Genomic DNA, 19,360 nt, shown 5'->3' with positions numbered 1-19,360 from the left:
ACGGAGCCGGCCATCCGGACCGGCGCCGTCCCGCGTACCTCCATCACCGCGCATTCGAATCGAGCAGTACCCCCTCACGTGTGATGACGCCTACCAAGGGACGGGACTTGTGGACATCACCAGAAGACAGCTCGGCCGGCTCGCCGCGGTCGGTACCGGGGCCTTCCTGCTGCCGGGCCTGCTGTCACCGGGCAGAGCAGCGGCAGCCGTACTGTCGGCAGGCAAGTGGGGCGACCAAGGCGACGGCACCTACGTCAACCCCGTCCTCCCGGGCGACTTCAGCGACTGGGACTGCATCCGGGTCGGCTCCGACTACTACGGCATCACCAGCACGTTCGGGTACTCGCCCGGCGTTGCTGTGCTGCACTCGAAGGACCTGGTCAACTGGCGCACGCTCGGCGGCGCGGTCGGTGACGTGACCCAGATCGGACCGGAGTTGAACTGGGACCGGATGAACCGCTACGGCCGCGGCGTGTGGGCCGGCGCCATCCGCTTCCACGCGGGCCGGTACTGGGTGTACTTCAACACCCCCGACGAAGGCTTCTTCATGACCTCGGCCGCGTCACCGGAAGGGCCGTGGGACCCGCTGACGGCAGTGTGGCGGACCTCCGGCTGGGACGACCCGTGCCCGTTCTGGGACGACGACGGACAGGGCTACCTGGTCACCTCGCACTACTCGGACGGCTACAAGATCAACCTCTTCAAGCTGTCCGCGGACGGCAGGTCGCTGGTCGGCTCGCCCACGGTCATCCACCAGTCGTCGGGCAGCGAGGCCAACAAGCTGTACAAGATCAACGGTCTCTACTACCACCTGTACAGCGAGGTGAAGTCCGAGGGCCGGGTGCTGATGATGAACCGCAGCTCCAACCTCTACGGCCCCTACGAGACCAAACAGCTCGAACACGTCAACACCTCGGTGGACCGCGAGCCCAACCAGGGCGGCCTGGTACAGGCCCCGGACGGCACCTGGTACTTCGTCACCCACCACGGCCACGGTGACTGGGAGGGACGCGTCCTGTCCCTGCTGCCCGTGACCTGGATCGACGGCTGGCCCATCCTGGGCCAGGTCGGCACGGACGGCATCGGCACCATGGTGTGGACCGGCCAGGTCCCCGCCGGCGGCACCCCCGGTCTGCCGGTCGATGCGCTTCCCCCCGTGGTGACCAGCGACCTGTTCACCGACACCCGCCTCAAGCCCCAGTGGGAGTGGTACTACCAACCCCGCGCGGACCACTGGTCGCTGACCGAACGCCCCGGCTATCTGAGGCTGAAGGCGTTCGCCCCGCTGGCGGCCGACAACCTGACCAAGGTCGGCAACACCCTCACCCAGCGGGTGCTGCGCACGGCGGGCGGCGCGACGGTGACCGTCCGCCTCGAACTGGCCGGCCTCGCCGACGGCCAGCACGCCGGACTGTGCCACTACGCCGCCACCTACGCCGGGTTGGGCGTCCGCCGCTCCGGGAGCACCACCACGATCGCGCACAACGCCGGCGGCACCCTCACCAACGGCCCGGTCGTCACGCAGAACGCCGTGTGGCTACGCACCACCTGGGACGTCAACGGCGTCAGCCAGTTCTCCTACAGCCTCGACGGCAGCGCGTTCACCTCCTTCGGCGGCACCTACCAGCTCACCTGGGGCGGATACCGCGGCGACCGGATCGGCCTGTACACCTACAACCCCAACGACACCGGCTACGTCGACGTCGACTCCGTGCAGTACACCATCGCCCCCACCAGGGCCTACGAATGCGTCAGCGTGCGCAGCGGCAAGGTCGCCGACGTCTCCGGTGGATCGACCGCGGACGGCGCCGGCCTGATCCAGTGGCCCGGCAACGGCGCAGCGAACCAGCAGTGGACCTTCCAGTCCACTGCGGACGGCTACCACACCATCGCCTGCGTGCGCAGCGGCAAGGTCCTCGACGTATCAGGCTCCTCGACCGCGGACGGCGCGCGGATCGTACAGACGACCGCGGACGGCCGCACCAGCCAGCAATGGCAACTGCGCCCGCTGACCGGGGGCGCGTTCGTCGTGGTCAACCGCAACAGCGGCAAGGTCCTCGACGTCAGCGCAGGCAGCACGGCCGACGGTGCCGCGCTGATCCAGTACTCCGACAGGGGCAGCACCAACCAGCAATGGACCTTCCCGCGCGTCACCGGGTAGTAGGCAGACATGGACTCCATCGCCTCACCCCGCGTCCTCGTCATCGGTCTTGATCCGTACCGGGTGCCCGGGCCGTGGGATCCCGAGCCGGTCGCCAAGGCGATCGAGGCGGGGCTGGCCAAGTTCGCCGAGCACGGGGTGGGCGTGGCGACCTGCCTGATCGGACTCGACGGAAGTGTCGACGTGGAAGCGGTCGTCGGGGATGCGCTGCGAGCCCACCCGTGGGAGTGCGTCACCGTCGGCGGTGGCCTGCGGCACGCGGACGATCAGGTTGAACTCCTGGAGCAGGTGATCAATCTGATTCGGCGGCACGCTCCCGATGCGGCCATTGCGTTCAACAGCACTCCCGCCACCACCTACGAGGCCGCCGCCCGCTGGCTCGCGTGACGCGCCTGGTTCGGGCGCGCACGCCTCGGCATCAGCTGCCGCCGGCTTCCGGCTCACCCAGGGCGATCGCCCCGGAGGGGCAGACGCCGGCGGCCATCCGTGCGGCCGCGCGGTGGGCGGTCGTCGGCTCGGTGTGCAGCAGGAGCACGCGGCCGTCGTCGGGGTCCTGGTCGAAGACCTCGGGGGCGGTGAGGGCGCACATACCGGCGCCGATGCAGCGCTCACGGTCGATGCGCAGGTGCGTCTTCGCCATGGCTACTCCTTGTCCCAGGTGACCGGGAGGCTCTTCACCCCGTAGATGTCCGCGGTCTCCGGGCGCAGGACGACGTCCTCAGCCGGTACGGCCAGGCGCAGGGTGGGGAAGCGGTCGAGCAGCGCGCGGAACGCGACCCGCATCTCGACGCGGGCCAACTGCTGCCCCAGGCACTGGTGGATGCCGTGGCTGAAGGCCAAATGCCCGCCGACGTCCTGCCTTTGCAGGTCGAGCATGTGCGGGTCGGCGAAGCGCTCGGGATCGCGGTTGGCGGTGTTGTACGACAGGACGACCGTCGTGCCGGCCTCGATGATCCGGCCGCCCACTTCGACGTCCTCGAGGGCCGTCCTCATGAACGTCTTGGCGACGCTCAGATAGCGCAGCAGCTCCTCCACGGCTCCGTCCGTGAGCGTGGGGTCGGCCCGCAGCGCGGCCAGTTGCGCCGGGTTCTGCAGCAGCGCGAAGGTGCCGAGGGACAGCATGTTCGCGGTGGTGTCGAATCCGGCGGCCAGCAGGATGAGGCTGATCCCCCGCAGCTCCTCGTCGGTCAGATCGCTGTCGGTGAGTTCGCTGAGCACGTCGTCGGTGGGGTTCGCCCGCTTGGCGGCCACCAGTTCGGCGAGGTACTCCTGGGTCGCGGTGTAGGCCGCGATCAGTTCCTCTTCGCCGGTCTCGCCCCCCATGAACGTGTCGATCTGCTCCTGGAAGGAAGCCCGGTCCTGGTACGGCACCCCCAGCAGCTCACAGATGACGATGGTGGGGATGGGCTTGGCGAACGCGGTCACCAGATCCGTCGGCGGCCCCGCCTTCTCCATGGCGTCCAGGCAGTCGGCGGTGATCTGCTCGATGCGCTCGGTGAGCAGGCGCATCCGCCGCACCGTGAACCTGCCCACCAGCGGCTTGCGATAGCGCCCGTGCTGCGGCTCGTCCATGAGGAGGAACTCGCCGGGCGGCGCCGGAGGAACCTCGAAGTCGCCGACGTTCAGAAGCTCCTTGCGGGAGCTGAACCGCGGGTCGGCCAGTACGGACCTGACCAGGTCGTATCCGGTGATCAACCAGCCGGGTCTGCCGCCGACGTGGGTGAAGCGGCTGATGGGTCCGTGCCGGCGGGCGTCGAGTAACTCGGCCGGCGGGTCGAAGGGGCAGCCGGACGGACGCGTCGTGGGCAGCGTCGGCACGGTGTGGAGGGACTCGCTCATGGCTGTGCCTCGTCTCGAGATATGACGTGTTTTGACTCACCGAAAGCTACGTTGCATTCGGTATTGCGTCAATCTCTGTCGAGGCAATTTCCCAGGTCATCGGCGGTAAATTGATGCAATGACGGTGCCGTCGAATGCAACGTTGCGTTGCAATGAAGCTCTAAGGAACGACCTGCAGCTCCGCCCAGCGGCTCGTCCCGCCCGGGTGCACGTGTACGCCGCACCGGGTCGCCAGTGCGGTGACGATGGCGAGGCCCCGGCCGTGCTCGTCGGGGTCGAGGGCGGATGTCGGCAGGCCCGCCGCCGCCGGGCCCGTGTCGGTCACCTCGACGCGTACGGCTCCGCACCTGTCCACGTCGCTCCGCGAGAGGCTCAGTGTCGCCGGGGGCAGGGCGTGGACGATGGCGTTGGTGAGCAGCTCCGAGGCCACCAGCAGCACGTCCTCGGCGGTGTCCGCGGCCAGGTTCCAGTCGGTGAGGATCTGGCGTATGCGGCGGCGTACGACCGAGACCGCTCCCGCAGCGTGCGGCAGCGGAAAGACGTGCGCGGCTTCCCCGCGGGGCGCGGCATCGAGCTGCGCTGCTGTCATGTTTCCTCCTTTGGGAAGCGCGTGCGACGGGCGGGTGCGACTGTGGAACGTTAAGGAGGGAAATTCCGCCGGTCAATGAACATGGGTCGGCATTACCGAACGACAGTCCCAAAACGGAAAAACTCGGACTACCATCGCTTCATGGCCGGCCCTGTCCAGTCCATAGAGCGAGCCGCGGCGATCCTGCGCCTGCTCGCCGGCGGATCCCGTCGAATGGGGCTGGGCGAGGTCGCGTCATCGCTGGGCTTGGCCAAGGGCACCGCCCACGGAATCCTGCGCACCCTGCAGCACGTGGACTTCGTGGAGCAGGACCCGGCGACCGGAAAGTACCAGCTCGGGGCGGCTCTGCTGCACCTGGGCACCAGTTATCTCGACGTCAACGAACTGCGGTCGCGCTCCATCAACTGGGCCGACGCCCTGGCCGCCCGCAGCGGCGAGGCCGTACGGCTGGGCACGCCCCTGGAGGGCCGGGTACTCGTCATCCACCATGTCTTCCGGCCGGACGACACCCTCCAGACGCTGGACGTCGGCGCACTGCTGCCCCTGCACGCCTCCTCGCTCGGCAAGGTCCTGCTGGCCTTCGGAGCCACGCCCCTCGACGCCCTGCTGGAGGACGCACCGGAGCCGTACACCCGGCACACCCTGGTCCACCCGGAGGAGATCAACCGGGCGCTGGCCGAGATACGGGAGCTCGGCTGGGGCGCCGAGGTGCAGGAGATGAGCATGGGCGAAGCCGGAATCGCCGCGCCGATCCGGGGGCAGGGCGGTCTGGTGGTGGGTGCGATCGGGGTGTCCGGCGCCGTCGAGCGGATCTGCGACACCAAAGGCCGGCCTCAGCCGGCCCTGATCACCGTGCTGCGGGAGGCGGCACGTGCGATCTCCAGAGACCTGGGCGCGGCCCGCTGGTAGGCCCCCAGCACCTCCGCGACACATCGGAAGGGAGGGCCGATCATGGTTGAGCGGTATGTGATGTCCATCGACCAGGGCACCACCTCCACGCGATGCATCCTGTTCGACCACAGCGGCCGGCTGGTGTCGGTCGCCCAGCGGGAGCACCAGCAGTTCTTCCCGCGGCCGGGCTGGGTCGAGCACGACGCCGTCGAGATCTGGCGCAATCTCCAGCGCGTCGTACCCGAGGCCCTGTCGAACGCCGGCATCGACGCGGGACAGATCTCGGCCATGGGGATCGCCAACCAGCGCGAGACGACGGTGCTCTGGGACCCGCGGACCGGGGTCCCGCTGGGCAGGGCCATCGTCTGGCAGGACACCCGTACCGCCCCGCTCGTCGACGAGCTGCGACAGCAGCCCGGAGACGAGTTCTTCCTCGAACACTGCTGCCTGCCCCCATCGACCTACTTCTCCGCACCCCGCATCCGCTGGCTGTTCGACCACGTCGACGGACTGGAGCAGCGCGCCCGGGACGGCGAGGTGCTCTTCGGCACGATCGAGAGCTGGCTGATCTGGAACCTCACCGGCGGCACGGACGGCGGTCTGCACATCACCGACGCCACCAACGCCAGCCGCACCATGCTCATGGACATCCGCACGCTGACCTGGGACGAAGCCCTGATGGACTTCTTCGGCGTGCCACGCTCGATGCTCCCGGAGATCCGGTCCTCGGCAGAACGCTACGGCGAGGCCCGCTCGCTGCTGCCGGGCGTACCCATCACGGCCGCCCTCGGCGACCAGCAGGCCGCACTGTTCGGACAGACCTGCTTCTCACCCGGAGAGGCCAAGTGCACCTACGGGACCGGCAGCTTCCTGGTGATGAACACCGGCACCGACCTCGTGCGCTCCCAGCACGGGCTGCTCACCACCGTCGCCTACAAGATCGCGGAGCAGCCCACGGTCTACGCCCTGGAAGGCCCGATGGCCGTCACCGGCTCGCTCGTCCAGTGGTTCCGCGACCGGCTGGGCCTGATCCACAGCGCCCCCGAGATCGAGACACTGGCACGGACCGTCGAGGACAACGGCGGCTGCTACATCGTCCCCGCCTTCTCCGGCCTCTTCGCACCCCACTGGCGCAGCGACGCCCGCGGCGTCATCGTCGGCCTCACCTCGTACATCACCAAGGGGCATCTGGCCCGGGCCGTCCTGGAGGCCACCGGCTGGCAGACCCGCGAGGTCGTCGACGCCATGAACGCCGACTCCGCCCTCGCCCTGAAGCAGCTCAAGGTGGACGGCGGGATGACCTCCGACCATCTGCTCATGCAGATCCTGGCCGACGTGCTCGACGTTCCCGTCGTACGGCCTCTCGTCCACGAGACGGTGTCGCTGGGCGCCGCGTACGCGGCGGGGCTCGCGTCCGGCTACTGGCCGGACCTGCAGGTACTGCGCCGCAACTGGCACATGGCCGGCCAGTGGCTGCCGGACATGGACCCCGGACGTCGGGAGTGGGAGTACGCCAGCTGGAAGCGGGCCGTGGAGCGCTCCCTGGGGTGGATCCAGCCGCCGAAGCGGCCGTGATGTGCCGGTGTCAGGAGGGTGGCGGACCGGTCCCGGTCCCGCTTGGGGGCGTTGTCGGGGTGGACGGCGGGTCCGTGGGCGTGGGCGGTTCGGTCCCGCTCGGCGTGGGCGTGGGGGGAGCCGTGGTCGCCGGGGGCGTGCTCGGCGGCGGGGTGGGCGTGCTCGGCGAAGGCGTGGGCCTGGTCGTCGTAGGGGCGGGAACCGTCTGAGTGGGGGGCGCGGTGTGGGTCGGCGGGTTCGAGGGGTGCGGCCTGGCCTCGGTGCGCGGGCTGTGGGTCTGTGCGGGCAGCTCGAGCCGGAAGTCGTGCACCGGCCGGCCTTTCAGCGCGGCGGACATGTACGCCGTCCAGATCCGGGTCGGGTAGGAGCCGCCGTTGACCCGGCTGATGCCGGCGGCGTCACCGAGGGAGATCCGGGTGTGGTCCGTGGGCTTCTCGGCGAACATGGCCACCGATGTGGTCAGTTCGGGCGTGTAGCCGACGAACCACGCCGAGAGGTTGTTGTCCGTCGTACCGGTCTTCCCGGCGGCCGGTCGGCCGAGAGCGGTGGCCAGATAGCCGGTGCCCCCGGGGCTGACGACGCCCTTCAGCACCGAGGTGACCTGGTCGGCCGTGGCGCGGGAGAACGCCCGGGTGGCCTCGTGACCGGGCAGGTCGTACGCCTTGTTGTCGCGGGTGAGCTTCTGCACCGCCCAGGGGGCCATGTGCCGGCCGTGGTCGTCGAAGGTCGCGTACGCCCCGGCCATGTCGAGCGGACTGGGCGTGGCCACGCCGAGGGTCAGGGCGGGTGTGGCGCCCATGTCGGGCGTGTCGGCGGGAAGTCCGGCTGCGACGGCGGCCTTGCGGACACGGGCGAGTCCGGCGTCGGCGCCCTCCTGCGCGTACACGGCGTTGACGGACTTCATCATCGCCGTACGCAGGCTGATGCGGCCGTAGTCGCGGTCGTCCTCGTTGGGCGGGCAGTAGTGCAGATCGCGGGGCAGGCCCTGCACGCAGTGGCGGCTGGTGCCGTCGTAGCGGGTCCCGGGAGTGATGGCGCGGCCGTCCTGAGTGGTGGCGTGGTTTTGCAGTGCGGCCGCGAGGTCGAACGGCTTGAAGGTGGAGCCGACCTGGAGATCGTGCCGGACGGCGTCGTTGTAGGGACGGACGGCGTAGTCGGGTCCGCCGTAGGCGGCGACGATCCGTCCCGTCGACGGGTCCACGGATGCCGCGCCGACCCTGATGGACCTGGCCTTACGGGTGCCCGGCAGCTCCCGCAGGCCGTTCCTCACCGCGGCGACCAGCGCCTCCTGGTCCTTCTTCACGAAGGTGGTGGTGATCTGCCAGCCGCCCGAGCCGAGCGTGGCCTCGTCGACGATGTGGTTGTCGACCAGGTACTTGCGGGCGATGTCGATGAGGTATCCGGCCTGGCCGCCGACACCGGGGGTGGGCCGAGGTGGCTCGGGCGTCGGGAAGGCCATGGCGGCGCGCCGGTCCTTGTCCAGGTAGCCGAGGTCGACCATGCCGTCCAGGACGTAGTTCCAGCGGGCGACGGCCGCGGCCCTGAGGGCCGGGGTCGCGGTGGAGACGTCGTAACTGCTGGGTGCCTTGAGCAGCGCGGCGAGGTAGGCACTCTGCGGAACGCTCAGCTGGGAGGCGCGGATGCCGTAGTACGCCTGCGCGGCGGCACGGATGCCATAGGCGTTGCGGCCGAAGTAACTGGTGTTCAGATACCCGGCCATGACGTAGTCCTTGCTCTGCGTCTCATTGACCTTGATCGCGATGATGGCCTCCTTGACCTTGCGGTCGAGGGTCTGCTCGCGGGTGAGGTAGTAGTTCCGCACGTACTGCTGGGTGATGGTGGAACCGCCCTGCACCCCTCTGCCGGTGACGGTGCTCCAGGCCGCGCGCAGGATGCCGCGGGCGTCCACGCCCTGGTTGGAGTAGAACGTACGGTCCTCCGCGGCCACCACGGCGTGCTGCATCGCGACGGAGATCTCCGACAGCGGCAGCGATTCTCGGTTGACCGCGCCCGTACGGCCGATCTCGGTGCCGTCGGCGTAGTAGTAGACGTTGCTCTGGCTCACCGCCGCGGCGTTGGGATCGGGGACCTGCACGATCACGTACAGCGCGAAGAACGCCGCGACCGCGAGCAGGACCATGGTGAGCAGGCTGCTGAGCACCATGCGCCAGGTGGGGAACACCCTGCGCCACCAGGGCATCGCCTCGCGTGCCGCCTTGCGTAGCAGCCGGGCGCGCCGGCGGGTCTGCCGCGCACGGCGAAGTTGCCTGCGCCAGGCGGCGACCGGTCTTCCTGCGGACTCGCTGTCCCCCTTGTTCATACCTGCGCCGTTCTTCAGGCCGGCAGGGTCGGGGGGTGCGCCTCGGGGCGCGAACCGGACGCGGCGCGCCGCTCCGAAGTGCCGTAAATACCACTAATGGAATAGCATTTTCCCCTTTGTGGCCGAACCATGCCTGTGACGGTGTTCGTGGGGGCGGCTTTCCGGCAGGTCGGGACGGGTCCACGACCCATGTCCGACCAGGCGAACAGTCGGACGGCTTGGGGGAGTTGGCCCTCTGCCGAGAGCCGGCCTTCGCACACCGCTCGTGCCCGCAGGCGATGGGCAGGCCCGCCGACAGAGCGGGTCGGCCGGCCGGACCTGGGCCTCGACTTGGTCGACCTGCGGTCCACGCCGAAGGGCCTGACCATCCAGACCGACCGCACCACCGGCCGCCCGCAGTACGAGGCGGCCACGGCCTGAACCGCGGCCACGGCCTGAACCGCGGCCACGGCCGGCTCGGGCGGCCTCAGGGCGTCATGGCCTCGAGCACGAGCGCCGTGTCCACGAACTGTTCGAAGCGGACGATCAGGCCGCCGCGGACCACGAAGTGGTGCGCCACGCGGACGTCGATCGGCTTGCCGGTGGCCTTGTTGACGGCCGTGTAGCGGGCGAGGACGACGACGTTCTCGCCGTCGACGACGTAGGTGTCGTCGTGGGCGGTCCAGCCGTCCCAGTCCTCGCCGAGCTTCTCCATGACGTTGGAGGTGACGCCGTCGGGGGTGCGGTAGGTGCCGGACAGCGGGAAGCCGGCCATCTCCGTCCACTCCACATCGGGGGCCAGGGCGGCGCGCAGGGCCTCCAGATCACCGGCTGCGGAGGCCAGGTACTGGCGGCGTACGACGTCGGCCGGGGCGGTGGAGGAGGCGAACTCGGTCATCGTCAGCCCCACTTCATCTCGCCCTTGGCGACCTTCGCACCGATCTGGGCGGCGATCTGCATGCCGTTGCCCGGGTAGCGCTTGACCAGCGCCTCCGTCAGGGCGGCGCCGTCGGCCGCCTTCTCCAGCTCCTCCTCGAAGGCGAGCAGGTACGCGCGGGTGGCGGCAATGGCGGAGGCGTCGGCGGGCGCGCCCGGCAGGCGGTGGCCGGGGACGACCAGCTGCGGGTCGAGGGCGGCCATTTCGTCGAGCAGGTCGATCCAGGCGGCGCGGTCGCCGGGGGTGGGCGTGTCGGCGACCCAGACGTGCTCCTGCTGGAAGAGCAGGACGCCGCCGAGCAGGGCGCGGTGCTCGGCCTGCCACAGGTAGTGGCGGTCGGACAGGGCGGCCGGACCGCCCTTGAGCTCGAAGCGGTGGCCCTCCAGGGAGAGGTCGCCGGTCAGGGGCGCGATGTCGACGAGGCGGGTGGGCAGGTTCGGGCCGAGCGCGGCCCAGGCCTTGAGCTTGCCCTCGTAGGAGTGCCGGATGTGCTCGATGACGATGGGGGTGGCGACGAACTTCGCCTCGGGGAAGGCGTCGGCGACGGCCTCGGCGCCGAAGTAGAAGTCGGGGTCGCCGTGGGAGATGAAGACGGTGGTGAGGGACTTGCCGGAGTCGAGGATCTCGGCGACCAGGCGGTGGCCGTCGGCGCGGGTGAAGCCGGAGTCCACCAGCAGCGCCTCGTTCTCGCCGGTGACGAGGGTGGCGGTCTTGTTCTTGCTGCCTGCGGGGAAGTCCAGGTCGAGGACCTTGAACGACAGGGTGCTCATGGATGGCTCCTTGAGGGGAGTGGGAAGGGGGGCAGGCGATCAGGAGGCGTGCAGGGCGATGAGCTGCCGATCGATCTCGTCGACGTCGGCGCGGCCGTAGGCCAAGGGCGTGATGCGGGCCTCGTCCACGGCGAGGAGGGTGGGGAAGCCGGTGACGCCGAGTTCGGCGGCCCGACGGAAGTCGGCCTCGGCGGCCTGCTGCGATGCCGCGCCCTCGAAGGCGGCGACGACGGCGTCTGCGTCCAGCCCGGCCTTCTCGGCGACCTTCCGGTAGGTGGACGGGTCGGAGAGGCTGAGGCCGTCGACGTAGAAGGCATCCTGCAGGGCGGCGGCCAGTTCCGCCGCGCGGGCGGGAGCTGCCTGGCGCAGCGCGGCGACACCGCGCGCGGCGGCCTCCGAGTCCATCACGAACGAACCGTCGGCGACCAGCCGCTCGTACGCCGCGCCGAACTCGGCGCCGGTCACCTCGGCGATCTTGGCGTTCGCGCCCTGGACGTAACCGAACTCTCGGATCGGCACCCGGCGCGCCCCGGTGAACAGGCCACCGGAGACCACCTCGAGCGGGAGGTCGGGGTGACGGGAGACGACCTCGAGCAGCGTTTCGGAGAACCCGTGCGACCAGCCGCAATAGGCGTCGAAGACGTAGACCAGCTTCATCGAAGACCTCGGCAAGGAGAGGGTGCGCCCGCCGACTGCGAGCGTCTCGCCTGAGGAAACAGTAACTGACTCGTCAGATATTTCGCTGCACGTGTGACGCCGGCCACATCCCCGCTGCCGCCTCAGGTGTCTCTCAGGGCAGGCGCGGCAACACGTCCCGGGCCGAGTGGCTGAGGATGCGCAGGTCCTCGGCGAACCGTTCGTGATCCTCGGCCGGCAGGGGAGCCAGGAAGTAGCGGCGGATGTTCTCCACGTGCAGCCGGGAGGCGCGCACCGCCGTCCGCTCACCCGACTCCGTGAGGCGCACCAGCCGGCCGCGCCGGTCGCCGGGATCCTCGGCGCGCTCCACCAGCCCGGCGGCCTCCATCCGGTCCACCAGCCGGGTGGCGCCGCCCGTGGTCAGCACCTGCTCCTGGGCGATGGCCCGCATCGACAGGCCCGGCTCACCCGCCCGCCCCAGGATCAGCAGCACCTCGAACATCAGGTGGCTGATCCCGCACTCCTCCTCCAGGGCACGCCCCAGGATGTACTCCAGCCGGTTCGCCGCCCCCTGCAACCTCCCGAACGCCAGCACCAGCGGGTCGTTCGCAGCGTCCCTCGCCGACGAGATGTCCGCCTGCTCACCCACGTCGCCACCGCCTGTCGGGTCTTCCACGGCTTCCATCCATTGATCATGCCGTGCCGGCGCCCCGGATGTGGAGAGAGGGTGACGCCGGTGCGGCACCTCGCTGCCAGGCGCTTCACGAGCAGTCGAATGTGTGGGCGTAGGGCCGGTCGGGGCACCGTTGGCAGGTGAAAAGGTAGATGCCGCCCATGTCGCCGAACATCAGTCCCGGCGGACTCTGGATCAGCCGGCGGTTCTCGTAGGGGAGGTCCCAGATGGTGCCGGTGGCGGGTGTGTCTTCCAGGGGCAGCCAGGTTTTCCATGACGCCCCGTCGAATTCCGCGCTGTTGAGCGTGAGGAGGTGGTCCATGCGCTGACCGCAGACCTCACAGTCGGGCCAGACCGGTTCCTGCGTCCACGTGGGGTATCCGCCGACCTTGACGCCGTCGGCGACCGACAGGTGTTGCCAGTACGACCAACCGGTCTCCTTCTCCAACCGATCGAACCGCTCCTTGAGGGTCTCGGCGATCTCATCCGGCAGATCCCAGCCCGGGTAATCGACGACCCGTTCCGGGTGCAGAACGCACGGGACGGGCAGATAGTCCTCCTCGGCGCCCTCCGGCCGGGGGTGCGCGGCGAGTTCCCCGTCACACGTGGAACTGTCCCTCCAGTACAGCTCCGGCCGAGGCATGTCGCCGTGGTCGAAGGGACACCACAGGACCTGCAGAACGTCCGTGCCGGCCGGGAACGGCAGTTCGGGCACCTCGGTGGCGAACAGCTGAAGCACCGGTACCAGGGGCATCACCCCTGCTTCAGGGCCGACTTGCCCGTGGTCCTCGTCGCAGTGCGGCCATGGCAGGGACCGCGGCCACAGGAGCGGACCGCCCAGCGAGCTGTCCCGGGGGCCGGGATCGCCTGCTCGTGGATGCAGCCGGACGGTGTCCTTGCGGTAGGCGGCGACCTCGGGAAACAGCAGCTCCACGTCGACGGGACGCGGCGGGGTGGTACGAGCCATCTCGGACTCCTGGTGGACCGGCACGCCACGGCTGATGCCGCGGCGAACGGCAGCGTAACCGCCGGGTCTGACACCCTTGTCCCACAGCCGACTTGCCTCTGTTCACGAGGCCCGTCCCGTGGTTCGAGCGCAATGGGCGGCGCCGCCACGACCGCACCAACCCGGAACCACGACGGCACAGGGGCCCGGCGACCGCGCCGCGTTGAGCCACTCCTCCGCCCTCTGGTTCGATGAGAACCCCGATTGGAGTAATACTGACGGTCGCGCCGATCCCGGCGGATGACACCGACAAGCCCGCAGCGTACGGAGCCCAAGGAGCAACCTCCGGTGATCGACGAAACCACCTTCCGGACCTTCGATCCGACTGGCGACCAAGGGCCTGGTGACCTGGCCGCGCAGCGCCTCGCCGGGATTTCGGTACCGCGGAGGGTCGGCCCCTACTTCTCCACGCTCGACACCGACTCGGTGGCGCTGGGCGCGTACGCCGCCGCAGCCGGGCGCCGTGTCGCCCGCGAAGAGTGCGCCTCCTGGGCGCGGCTCGGCAGCGACGGCGGTTTCGAACTGTGCGCCGACCCGCACGGCGCTGTCTGGGCGGTGCTGTTGGACTACGACGAGGAGCGGCGCTTCGTGAACTCCTCCCCGCAGACCTTCGCCTCCTGCCTCCTGGAACTGGGTGACGCCCTGCGCGCCATCCTCACCACCGACCAACCGGCCGTGGCCTCCTCGGCGTTCGAGACTCTTCAGGAACGCCTGCAGGCCTGCGACCCGTCGGCCTTCGGCGACCGGGAGGACTGGTGGCCCCGGGTCCTGGACGACATCCGCGACACCGCGAGCGCGGAGAACTACGCGGCCTTCGAGTACGTCGACCCCGAGCACGGCAAACGGATCGTCACCCAGGCCGGCACGATCGCCGCCCACCCCGAAGAGCGGCTGTGGGACCGGCTGCGCGCCGCCGGCGTCGGTCCGGAGCAGGTCCTGCGCATCCACACCGACCTGCAGCCCTGCTTCATGCCGGGCCACTACTGCTCGATGTGGCTGGCCGAGGTCTTCCCGCACGCAGAGATGACACACACCTTCTCCTACGGCGAGTCGGCCGACTCGCGCGCGGAGGGCCTCCGCCTGCTGCGCGAGAACGCCGGCACTGCGGACGACGGCACGGCGGCACAACAGTGAGCCTCTCGCCGGTGTCCACGGGCCCGGACATCACGCAGTGGCCGCCGCCCGACGGGGTCACCGCCACCCACGGGCCGGCCCTGCTCGAGTGGGCGGCCTGCGCACCGCCGGAGAAGTCCAGGCTCTGCCTGGTGCGCGGCGCGCGAGGCAGCGGCAAGAGCCAGTTGCTGGCCTGGTTCCTCGCCGGCTCCGCGAGCCATCCCTCGACCACGGTCCACGCGACGGTCCTGGCCGAGGGGCTCTTCGCGGACGCCGTCGCCTGGGAACTCGGGCGCCAACTCGGCTACGGGCCGCTCGCGCCGGAGCGGCTGCTCGAGCGGCTCGCTGTGGACCAGAGGCCGTTGTTCGTGCTGGTGGTGGATCTGCACCGGTCCGGTCGTGGTCCGGCCGACCGCCCGGCGGCCGATCCGGCGGTCCTGTTCCGTGACCTTCTCGCACCTCTTCTGGAGCTGCCGCAGACCCGCGCCGTCGTCGAGGTCGGCGACACCGCTTACCTCGACGGCCTGACAGGCGCCGGGATCGTCACGACCATCGACGTCGGCGATGAGCCGTTCAAGGACGCCGGTGCGACTGCGGCTGCGACCGCGCAAGACGACTTTCTGCTGCCACGCACTCCTGAGGGGCGGGTGCAATGGGACAAGGCGTCCGCGACCGCCCGTGAACATGCCCTGGACCGGGCACTGACCGCGCCCGAACCTGAGCCCGCCGTTGTCGGGCTCGTCAGTGACCCCGGATTCCTGGTCCACGGGTCGACGGTTTCCCTGGCTGCGTGTCTGGCCGATGAGCGGCTTCCCGCTCCGCGAGGACTTCGGCAGACATGGAAGCTGGCGGCGCCGCATCTCTCGGACGCGCGGTACGAGACCACTGAGCGTGCGGCCGTGCTCCACGCGGCGGCCCTGGAGTCCAGCCCCCTCCTCGCGCGCTACCTGTTGCCCCTCCTCGCAGACCACGCCTGGGCGGCCGTCTGGGCCCGGCAGGCCACGGCCGTGAGTGCCCTGGCGGCCGTTCCGGGCAAGCCGGGAACCATCCTGGCCGCTGACCCTTTGGGGAGCCTCTTCGAACTGGACGCCGGAACCGGCACGTACCGCGTCTCCGTTCCGCGGACCGCAGCCGGTGTGCCCCGCCTCGACGGTATGGCGGCCTGCGGCGAGCACGGCGCGCTTCTGCTCGGCGACAACGGCGCTCTTCACTCCGTCGGTGAGGAGCCGGGCGGCGTCCTCGGCCGCATCGCGGCCCACCACGGCCGGGCCGGTCTCGCACATGCGGATCTGCGGCCCAGCGCCCTCGGACACAGCCCTTGCGGCAAGGTCGTCGTGCTCGGTGACGAGGAGGGAAGTGTCCACGTATGGAGCCTGGAGGCCGGTGAGACCGCCCCCCTCTCACGGGTCCTGCACTCGGCCCCCGTCACGGCGGTCACGTGCTTGGTCCTGCCAGGCGACGGGCAGACGCTGGTGATGAGCACGGCCATGGACGGCACGGTACGACTCTGGAAAACATCGGCAGACCCCATGCCCCGCCCCGTCGAGCAGCGGCCCGCCCTCGCCACGGCCATGACCGCCCAGCAGACCTCCGTCGGGCCTCTCCTCGCCGTCGCCTGGAACGACGCCTCACTTCACCTGTGGCATCTGCCTTCCGGCAGGGTTCGTGCCCTCCCGCTCCTCCTGCCGTGTTCCTCCCTCGCCTGCACCCCTCCGCCGGCTGTCGCGGACCAGCCCGCCCCTTCCGATTCCCGGCTCGTCCTCACGATCGGGGGCAGCGAGGGCTCCTACGCACTGAGTCTCGACGCCGAGCGGCTGTGGAGCCAACGCCCTCCCGCAGCCTGATACGGCGTTGGTCCCGTGGGAGGGGAGTGTTTTCATTGTCGAACCTTTGCCCCGTCATGGCATGGAACGATCAGGTCGCGCGCGAACCTGGTTGAGTCTTGGTGGACTTGACGGGGGAGCAGGAACTTGGCGATTGAACTACCCGAAGAAGTCGTCTCGTTGCTTCAGTTCATCGGCGTCAACTGGCCGAATGTGAACGAGGACAAGGTACGGGAGTTCGCCCAGCACGTACGCGACTTCGCCACGAAAGTGGACGAGACGCATCAGGACTCCACGGCCACCATCAAGCAGATGGCCGACGTGTACCAGGGCCCCTCCTACGACGCGCTGCTCGCCAAGTGGGGGCAGATGTCGAACGGCCACATGTCCGAGCTGCTGACCGCCTGCCACGCCGTGGCCACGGCGCTGGACGTGGCTGCCGACGTCATCGTCGGCATGAAGGAGGCCGCCATCGCCGAACTCGTGGTCCTGGCCGCATCGTTCGTGGCCGATCAGGCGGCCGCCGTTGCCACCCTCGGACTGGCGGAGGCCGCCGAGGTGCTGATCGTGGAGGCGGCGGAAAAGGCCGTGGACTACCTCGAGCAGCAGTTGGAGCAATACATCATCGGGGCGGTCATCGAGGCCGCGGTCAACCCGCTGGTCGAGGTCGTCGGGCGGGCGGCGAGCGGCTTGATGTTCAAGACCGCCGAGTCCGCGCTCGGCGTGACGGCCGATGCCCAGGGGGCGGGGACCGGGTTCTCCGTCCATCCGGAGGAACTCCAGAACCGTGCCGAGCTGATGAAGAAACACGCCGGCACGGTCGCCGCGCACGCGGAGGAGTTCAGAATTCGGGCTGCCGGGATGACGTTCGAATGACCAACAAGATCACCGCGGCGCTGGAGGACGGCGCGAAGAAGCTGGGTAAAACGCTCGGCGAGGACGCCGGTAAATCCATCAAGGCCCTCTATCACGATACACACGCCCGTCTGAAGAAAGTCTCGCACAACTATCTCGAGGCGGACGCCAAGCACGCGGCGGAAATCGAGAAGCTCGCCAAGGGTGAGACGCCGGTCTACCACATGGCCGACGACGGAAGTATTCGCCGACTGCATCCCGGCGGTGGTCATTCCGAGCTTACGGCCGAGGACACGGAGCGTCTGGGACTCGACGAGGCCAACATCGGGCGCCCGAGGCTGGGAGAACGGAATGCCCGGCTCAAAACGGACCAGGAGGGCAAGGACACTCCGCGGCCGCAGGTGTCGTCGCAGCAGGTGGCGGCGGGAAGCACCGACCTCTCCGTGGCGACCCAGATGGCCCGGCACGCGGACCAGGGCTACGGCGGCCTGGACCGGAAGGGGAACTTCACAAGCAACAACTATGCCGCGGCCAGGGTGGACGGCGCGAACGGCAAGGGCGATTTCATACTGGTCGCGCGCAGCAACGGGTACCGGCATTCCGAGCGCATGATTGGTACTCCGTTCCTGAGACAGGGGGAGGAAAACAGAATAACCCAGCTCTATACCGAAAGAGCGCCATGCGATACCGGGGTGAACTGTAGTGCCTGGATGGCGGAGAGATTACCGAACACTGAGGTGACGCACAGTTTCGGCGCGGGGAACGACGAGATGCAATTCTATCTCCCCGAACTGCAGGCCAGCAGATGATATATTTACGCGTCCGAGCATCGGCCATGAATGACAGGGAAAGAGTATGAATCGCCCCGCCGCCCTCACCCGTGAGATGCTGGAGACTGTTTTCGATCCGGCCGAACTGATTGTTGCCCCGGAAGAAAACCTTCCCGCTGTCGGCGACCCCGACGCCAGGGAAGTCCTGGGAACGCTGGGAATCCCGGTCTGGGACAATCCGTGGTTCGACATGGAGGACGGGATCGCGGAACGGTTCGGGCGCGTCGAGGACTGGGACGAGAAGCTCGCCGACCGTTACTCCGTCGTCCCGGAGGGGGCGGGCAAGTGGATCGGGCTGGGCATGATCCCCTATGACGGCATTGCCCTCGACCCGGACACCGGCAAGGTCTACTGCCTGCCCGACGACTCCGAGATCTACCTCTGGAACAGCTCGCTCCGTTCCTTCGTGCACTTCCTGTACCTCCTCCAACGGGAACGCCCGCACTTCGACGCGGAATGGGAAAGCGAGATCGAGGTGCCGTACGACCCCGAGGCGGCGCAGGCCCGAGTCCGGAGCGCGATGATGTCCGTGGATCCCGCAGCCCTGGAAAACCCCGACTCCCGCTGGCACGGGATCCTCACGTACATCGTGGATCCCGAACACCATTTCCTTTGAGACGGATGCCCGCCGACGCTGCAGGCGGGGACGAGTGCGGGTCCCCGGAGCCGACCATCGAGGCGCCGGCTGCCGAGGCAGGCACGGCGGCCGGGTAAGACGTGGCCCGTGGCCAGGTCCTCCGGAGCCTGCCGGCCGAGGGCTGCCTCGGCAGCGGCGACGACGGATTCCGCCCGGTTCGGCGCCGGCTGCGTGAGTGCCGGCTTTTCGCCCTCCCGATGAGGATGTCCGATCCCGGGTATGGCCGCAGAATTAGTGCTATGCCTCGTTTGTCCGGGATCGGAGACGCTCATGAAGGATCTCAAGTTCGAGCAGAAGAGCTCGCTGTCACGCATTGAGGCGGCCGACCAGCTGACTGCAATTGCGGCTGCGCTGAGAGAAGGCGGGGATGCCGAACTGGAACTCGGTACCGCGACGCTGAGCCTGCGGATTCCCGACGACCTTCGCAGCGAGGTGGAACTCGAGGTCGGCAACGGGGAGATGGAGCTGGAGATCGAGTTCAAGTGGCCGACCGCACCGGCCCGGACGGCGTCGTCGCAACCGGCCGCAGGCACAGAGACGGCCACGAGGAGGAAGAACGCTGCCGCCAAGCCCGGCCGGAGCGGCACGGGGACCAGCAGGGGAAGCAGCGCGAAGCGGTCCGCCTGACCGTTCCTGGCGAGGCCGACGCGACCCACTCCATCCCCTTACGGGTCCACCGTCCCCGGAGCGCAGACAGGCGCCGTCGTGGGCGGGCTCGGCCGGGCG

Annotated in this window: 19 protein-coding genes; 10 read left to right on the top strand and 9 right to left on the bottom strand. The window is 69.3% G+C overall.

What is annotated here, in order from left to right; genetic code table 11:
* The first annotated feature begins 109 nt into the window (after nt 1–109).
* Both ACFY1E_RS21090 and ACFY1E_RS21085 read left to right on the top strand, forming a co-directional pair.
* Complete coding sequence (locus ACFY1E_RS21090; protein WP_389078073.1) at nt 110–2,161, top strand: family 43 glycosylhydrolase; 2,052 nt, start codon at nt 110–112, stop codon at nt 2,159–2,161.
* A 9-nt stretch (nt 2,162–2,170) separates the two neighbouring features.
* Nucleotides 2,171–2,548 (top strand): hypothetical protein, encoded by a 378-nt coding sequence (locus tag ACFY1E_RS21085; RefSeq protein ID WP_389078070.1) that lies wholly within the window; start codon nt 2,171–2,173, stop codon nt 2,546–2,548.
* Between the two features lie 31 nt (nt 2,549–2,579).
* Here ACFY1E_RS21085 and ACFY1E_RS21080 read toward each other — a convergent pair whose 3' ends face one another.
* From ACFY1E_RS21080 to ACFY1E_RS21070, 3 genes are all read right to left on the bottom strand, one after another.
* On the bottom strand, nt 2,580–2,801 hold the full coding sequence (locus ACFY1E_RS21080) for a ferredoxin (RefSeq protein ID WP_389078068.1): 222 nt from the start codon (nt 2,799–2,801) through the stop codon (nt 2,580–2,582).
* A gap of 2 nt (nt 2,802–2,803) precedes the next feature.
* Nucleotides 2,804–4,000 carry a cytochrome P450 gene (locus tag ACFY1E_RS21075; protein ID WP_389078065.1) on the bottom strand — a complete coding sequence of 399 codons (1,197 nt, stop codon included), beginning with the start codon at nt 3,998–4,000 and terminating at the stop codon, nt 2,804–2,806.
* A gap of 160 nt (nt 4,001–4,160) precedes the next feature.
* Nucleotides 4,161–4,589, bottom strand: a complete 429-nt coding sequence (locus ACFY1E_RS21070) for an ATP-binding protein (RefSeq protein WP_389078063.1) — start codon at nt 4,587–4,589, stop codon at nt 4,161–4,163.
* A gap of 141 nt (nt 4,590–4,730) precedes the next feature.
* On the opposite strand from ACFY1E_RS21070, the gene ACFY1E_RS21065 reads away from it, so the two are divergent.
* Both ACFY1E_RS21065 and glpK read left to right on the top strand, forming a co-directional pair.
* The gene (locus ACFY1E_RS21065; RefSeq protein ID WP_389078061.1) at nt 4,731–5,498 is read left to right on the top strand and encodes an IclR family transcriptional regulator; all 768 of its coding nucleotides are present in this window, start codon (nt 4,731–4,733) and stop codon (nt 5,496–5,498) included.
* Between the two features lie 42 nt (nt 5,499–5,540).
* Nucleotides 5,541–7,055, top strand: coding sequence for a glycerol kinase GlpK (gene glpK, locus ACFY1E_RS21060; protein WP_389078059.1), 1,515 nt, complete (start codon nt 5,541–5,543; stop codon nt 7,053–7,055).
* 10 nt (nt 7,056–7,065) lie between these two features.
* Here the strand turns inward: glpK and ACFY1E_RS21055 are convergent, their stop codons facing one another.
* The 6 genes from ACFY1E_RS21055 to ACFY1E_RS21030 all read right to left on the bottom strand — a co-directional run bounded on the left by ACFY1E_RS21055 (nt 7,066) and on the right by ACFY1E_RS21030 (nt 13,337).
* The gene (locus ACFY1E_RS21055; protein WP_389078057.1) at nt 7,066–9,375 is read right to left on the bottom strand and encodes a transglycosylase domain-containing protein; all 2,310 of its coding nucleotides are present in this window, start codon (nt 9,373–9,375) and stop codon (nt 7,066–7,068) included.
* Between the two features lie 466 nt (nt 9,376–9,841).
* Nucleotides 9,842–10,252: a nuclear transport factor 2 family protein gene (locus ACFY1E_RS21050; protein ID WP_389078054.1), complete on the bottom strand. Its 411-nt coding sequence runs from the start codon at nt 10,250–10,252 to the stop codon at nt 9,842–9,844.
* A gap of 2 nt (nt 10,253–10,254) precedes the next feature.
* Nucleotides 10,255–11,061 (bottom strand): MBL fold metallo-hydrolase, encoded by an 807-nt coding sequence (locus ACFY1E_RS21045; RefSeq protein WP_389078051.1) that lies wholly within the window; start codon nt 11,059–11,061, stop codon nt 10,255–10,257.
* 39 nt (nt 11,062–11,100) lie between these two features.
* Complete coding sequence (locus ACFY1E_RS21040) at nt 11,101–11,718, bottom strand: DsbA family protein (RefSeq protein ID WP_389078049.1); 618 nt, start codon at nt 11,716–11,718, stop codon at nt 11,101–11,103.
* Between the two features lie 133 nt (nt 11,719–11,851).
* Entirely contained in the window at nt 11,852–12,346 is a 495-nt protein-coding gene (locus ACFY1E_RS21035; RefSeq protein WP_389078617.1) for a MarR family winged helix-turn-helix transcriptional regulator, read from the bottom strand.
* A 112-nt stretch (nt 12,347–12,458) separates the two neighbouring features.
* On the bottom strand, nt 12,459–13,337 hold the full coding sequence (locus ACFY1E_RS21030) for a DUF1963 domain-containing protein (protein WP_389078046.1): 879 nt from the start codon (nt 13,335–13,337) through the stop codon (nt 12,459–12,461).
* A gap of 327 nt (nt 13,338–13,664) precedes the next feature.
* On the opposite strand from ACFY1E_RS21030, the gene ACFY1E_RS21025 reads away from it, so the two are divergent.
* The 6 genes from ACFY1E_RS21025 (at nt 13,665) to ACFY1E_RS21000 (ending at nt 19,261) form a co-directional block, all read left to right on the top strand.
* A complete protein-coding gene (locus ACFY1E_RS21025; RefSeq protein WP_389078044.1) occupies nt 13,665–14,510 on the top strand; it encodes a nucleic acid/nucleotide deaminase domain-containing protein in 846 nt (281 codons plus the stop codon).
* Nucleotides 14,511–14,521: 11 nt separating this feature from the next.
* Nucleotides 14,522–16,333, top strand: coding sequence for a WD40 repeat domain-containing protein (locus ACFY1E_RS21020; protein ID WP_389078042.1), 1,812 nt, complete (start codon nt 14,522–14,524; stop codon nt 16,331–16,333).
* Nucleotides 16,334–16,459: 126 nt separating this feature from the next.
* Entirely contained in the window at nt 16,460–17,188 is a 729-nt protein-coding gene (locus ACFY1E_RS21015; RefSeq protein ID WP_389078039.1) for a WXG100 family type VII secretion target, read from the top strand.
* On the top strand, nt 17,185–17,976 hold the full coding sequence (locus ACFY1E_RS21010) for a nucleic acid/nucleotide deaminase domain-containing protein (protein ID WP_389078037.1): 792 nt from the start codon (nt 17,185–17,187) through the stop codon (nt 17,974–17,976). The genes ACFY1E_RS21015 and ACFY1E_RS21010 overlap by 4 nt, the downstream gene beginning before the upstream one ends.
* A gap of 46 nt (nt 17,977–18,022) precedes the next feature.
* A complete protein-coding gene (locus ACFY1E_RS21005; protein WP_389078034.1) occupies nt 18,023–18,613 on the top strand; it encodes an SUKH-4 family immunity protein in 591 nt (196 codons plus the stop codon).
* A gap of 291 nt (nt 18,614–18,904) precedes the next feature.
* Nucleotides 18,905–19,261, top strand: a complete 357-nt coding sequence (locus tag ACFY1E_RS21000) for an amphi-Trp domain-containing protein (protein WP_389078032.1) — start codon at nt 18,905–18,907, stop codon at nt 19,259–19,261.
* The last annotated feature ends 99 nt before the right edge of the window (nt 19,262–19,360 follow it).

Origin of the sequence: Streptomyces sp. NPDC001604 (genome assembly GCF_042893475.1) — a bacterium.
In the GTDB taxonomy this organism is placed as follows: domain Bacteria; phylum Actinomycetota; class Actinomycetes; order Streptomycetales; family Streptomycetaceae; genus Streptomyces.
Note: the sequence above shows the minus strand (reverse complement) of the source record. Positions and strands in the feature narration are given on the sequence as shown.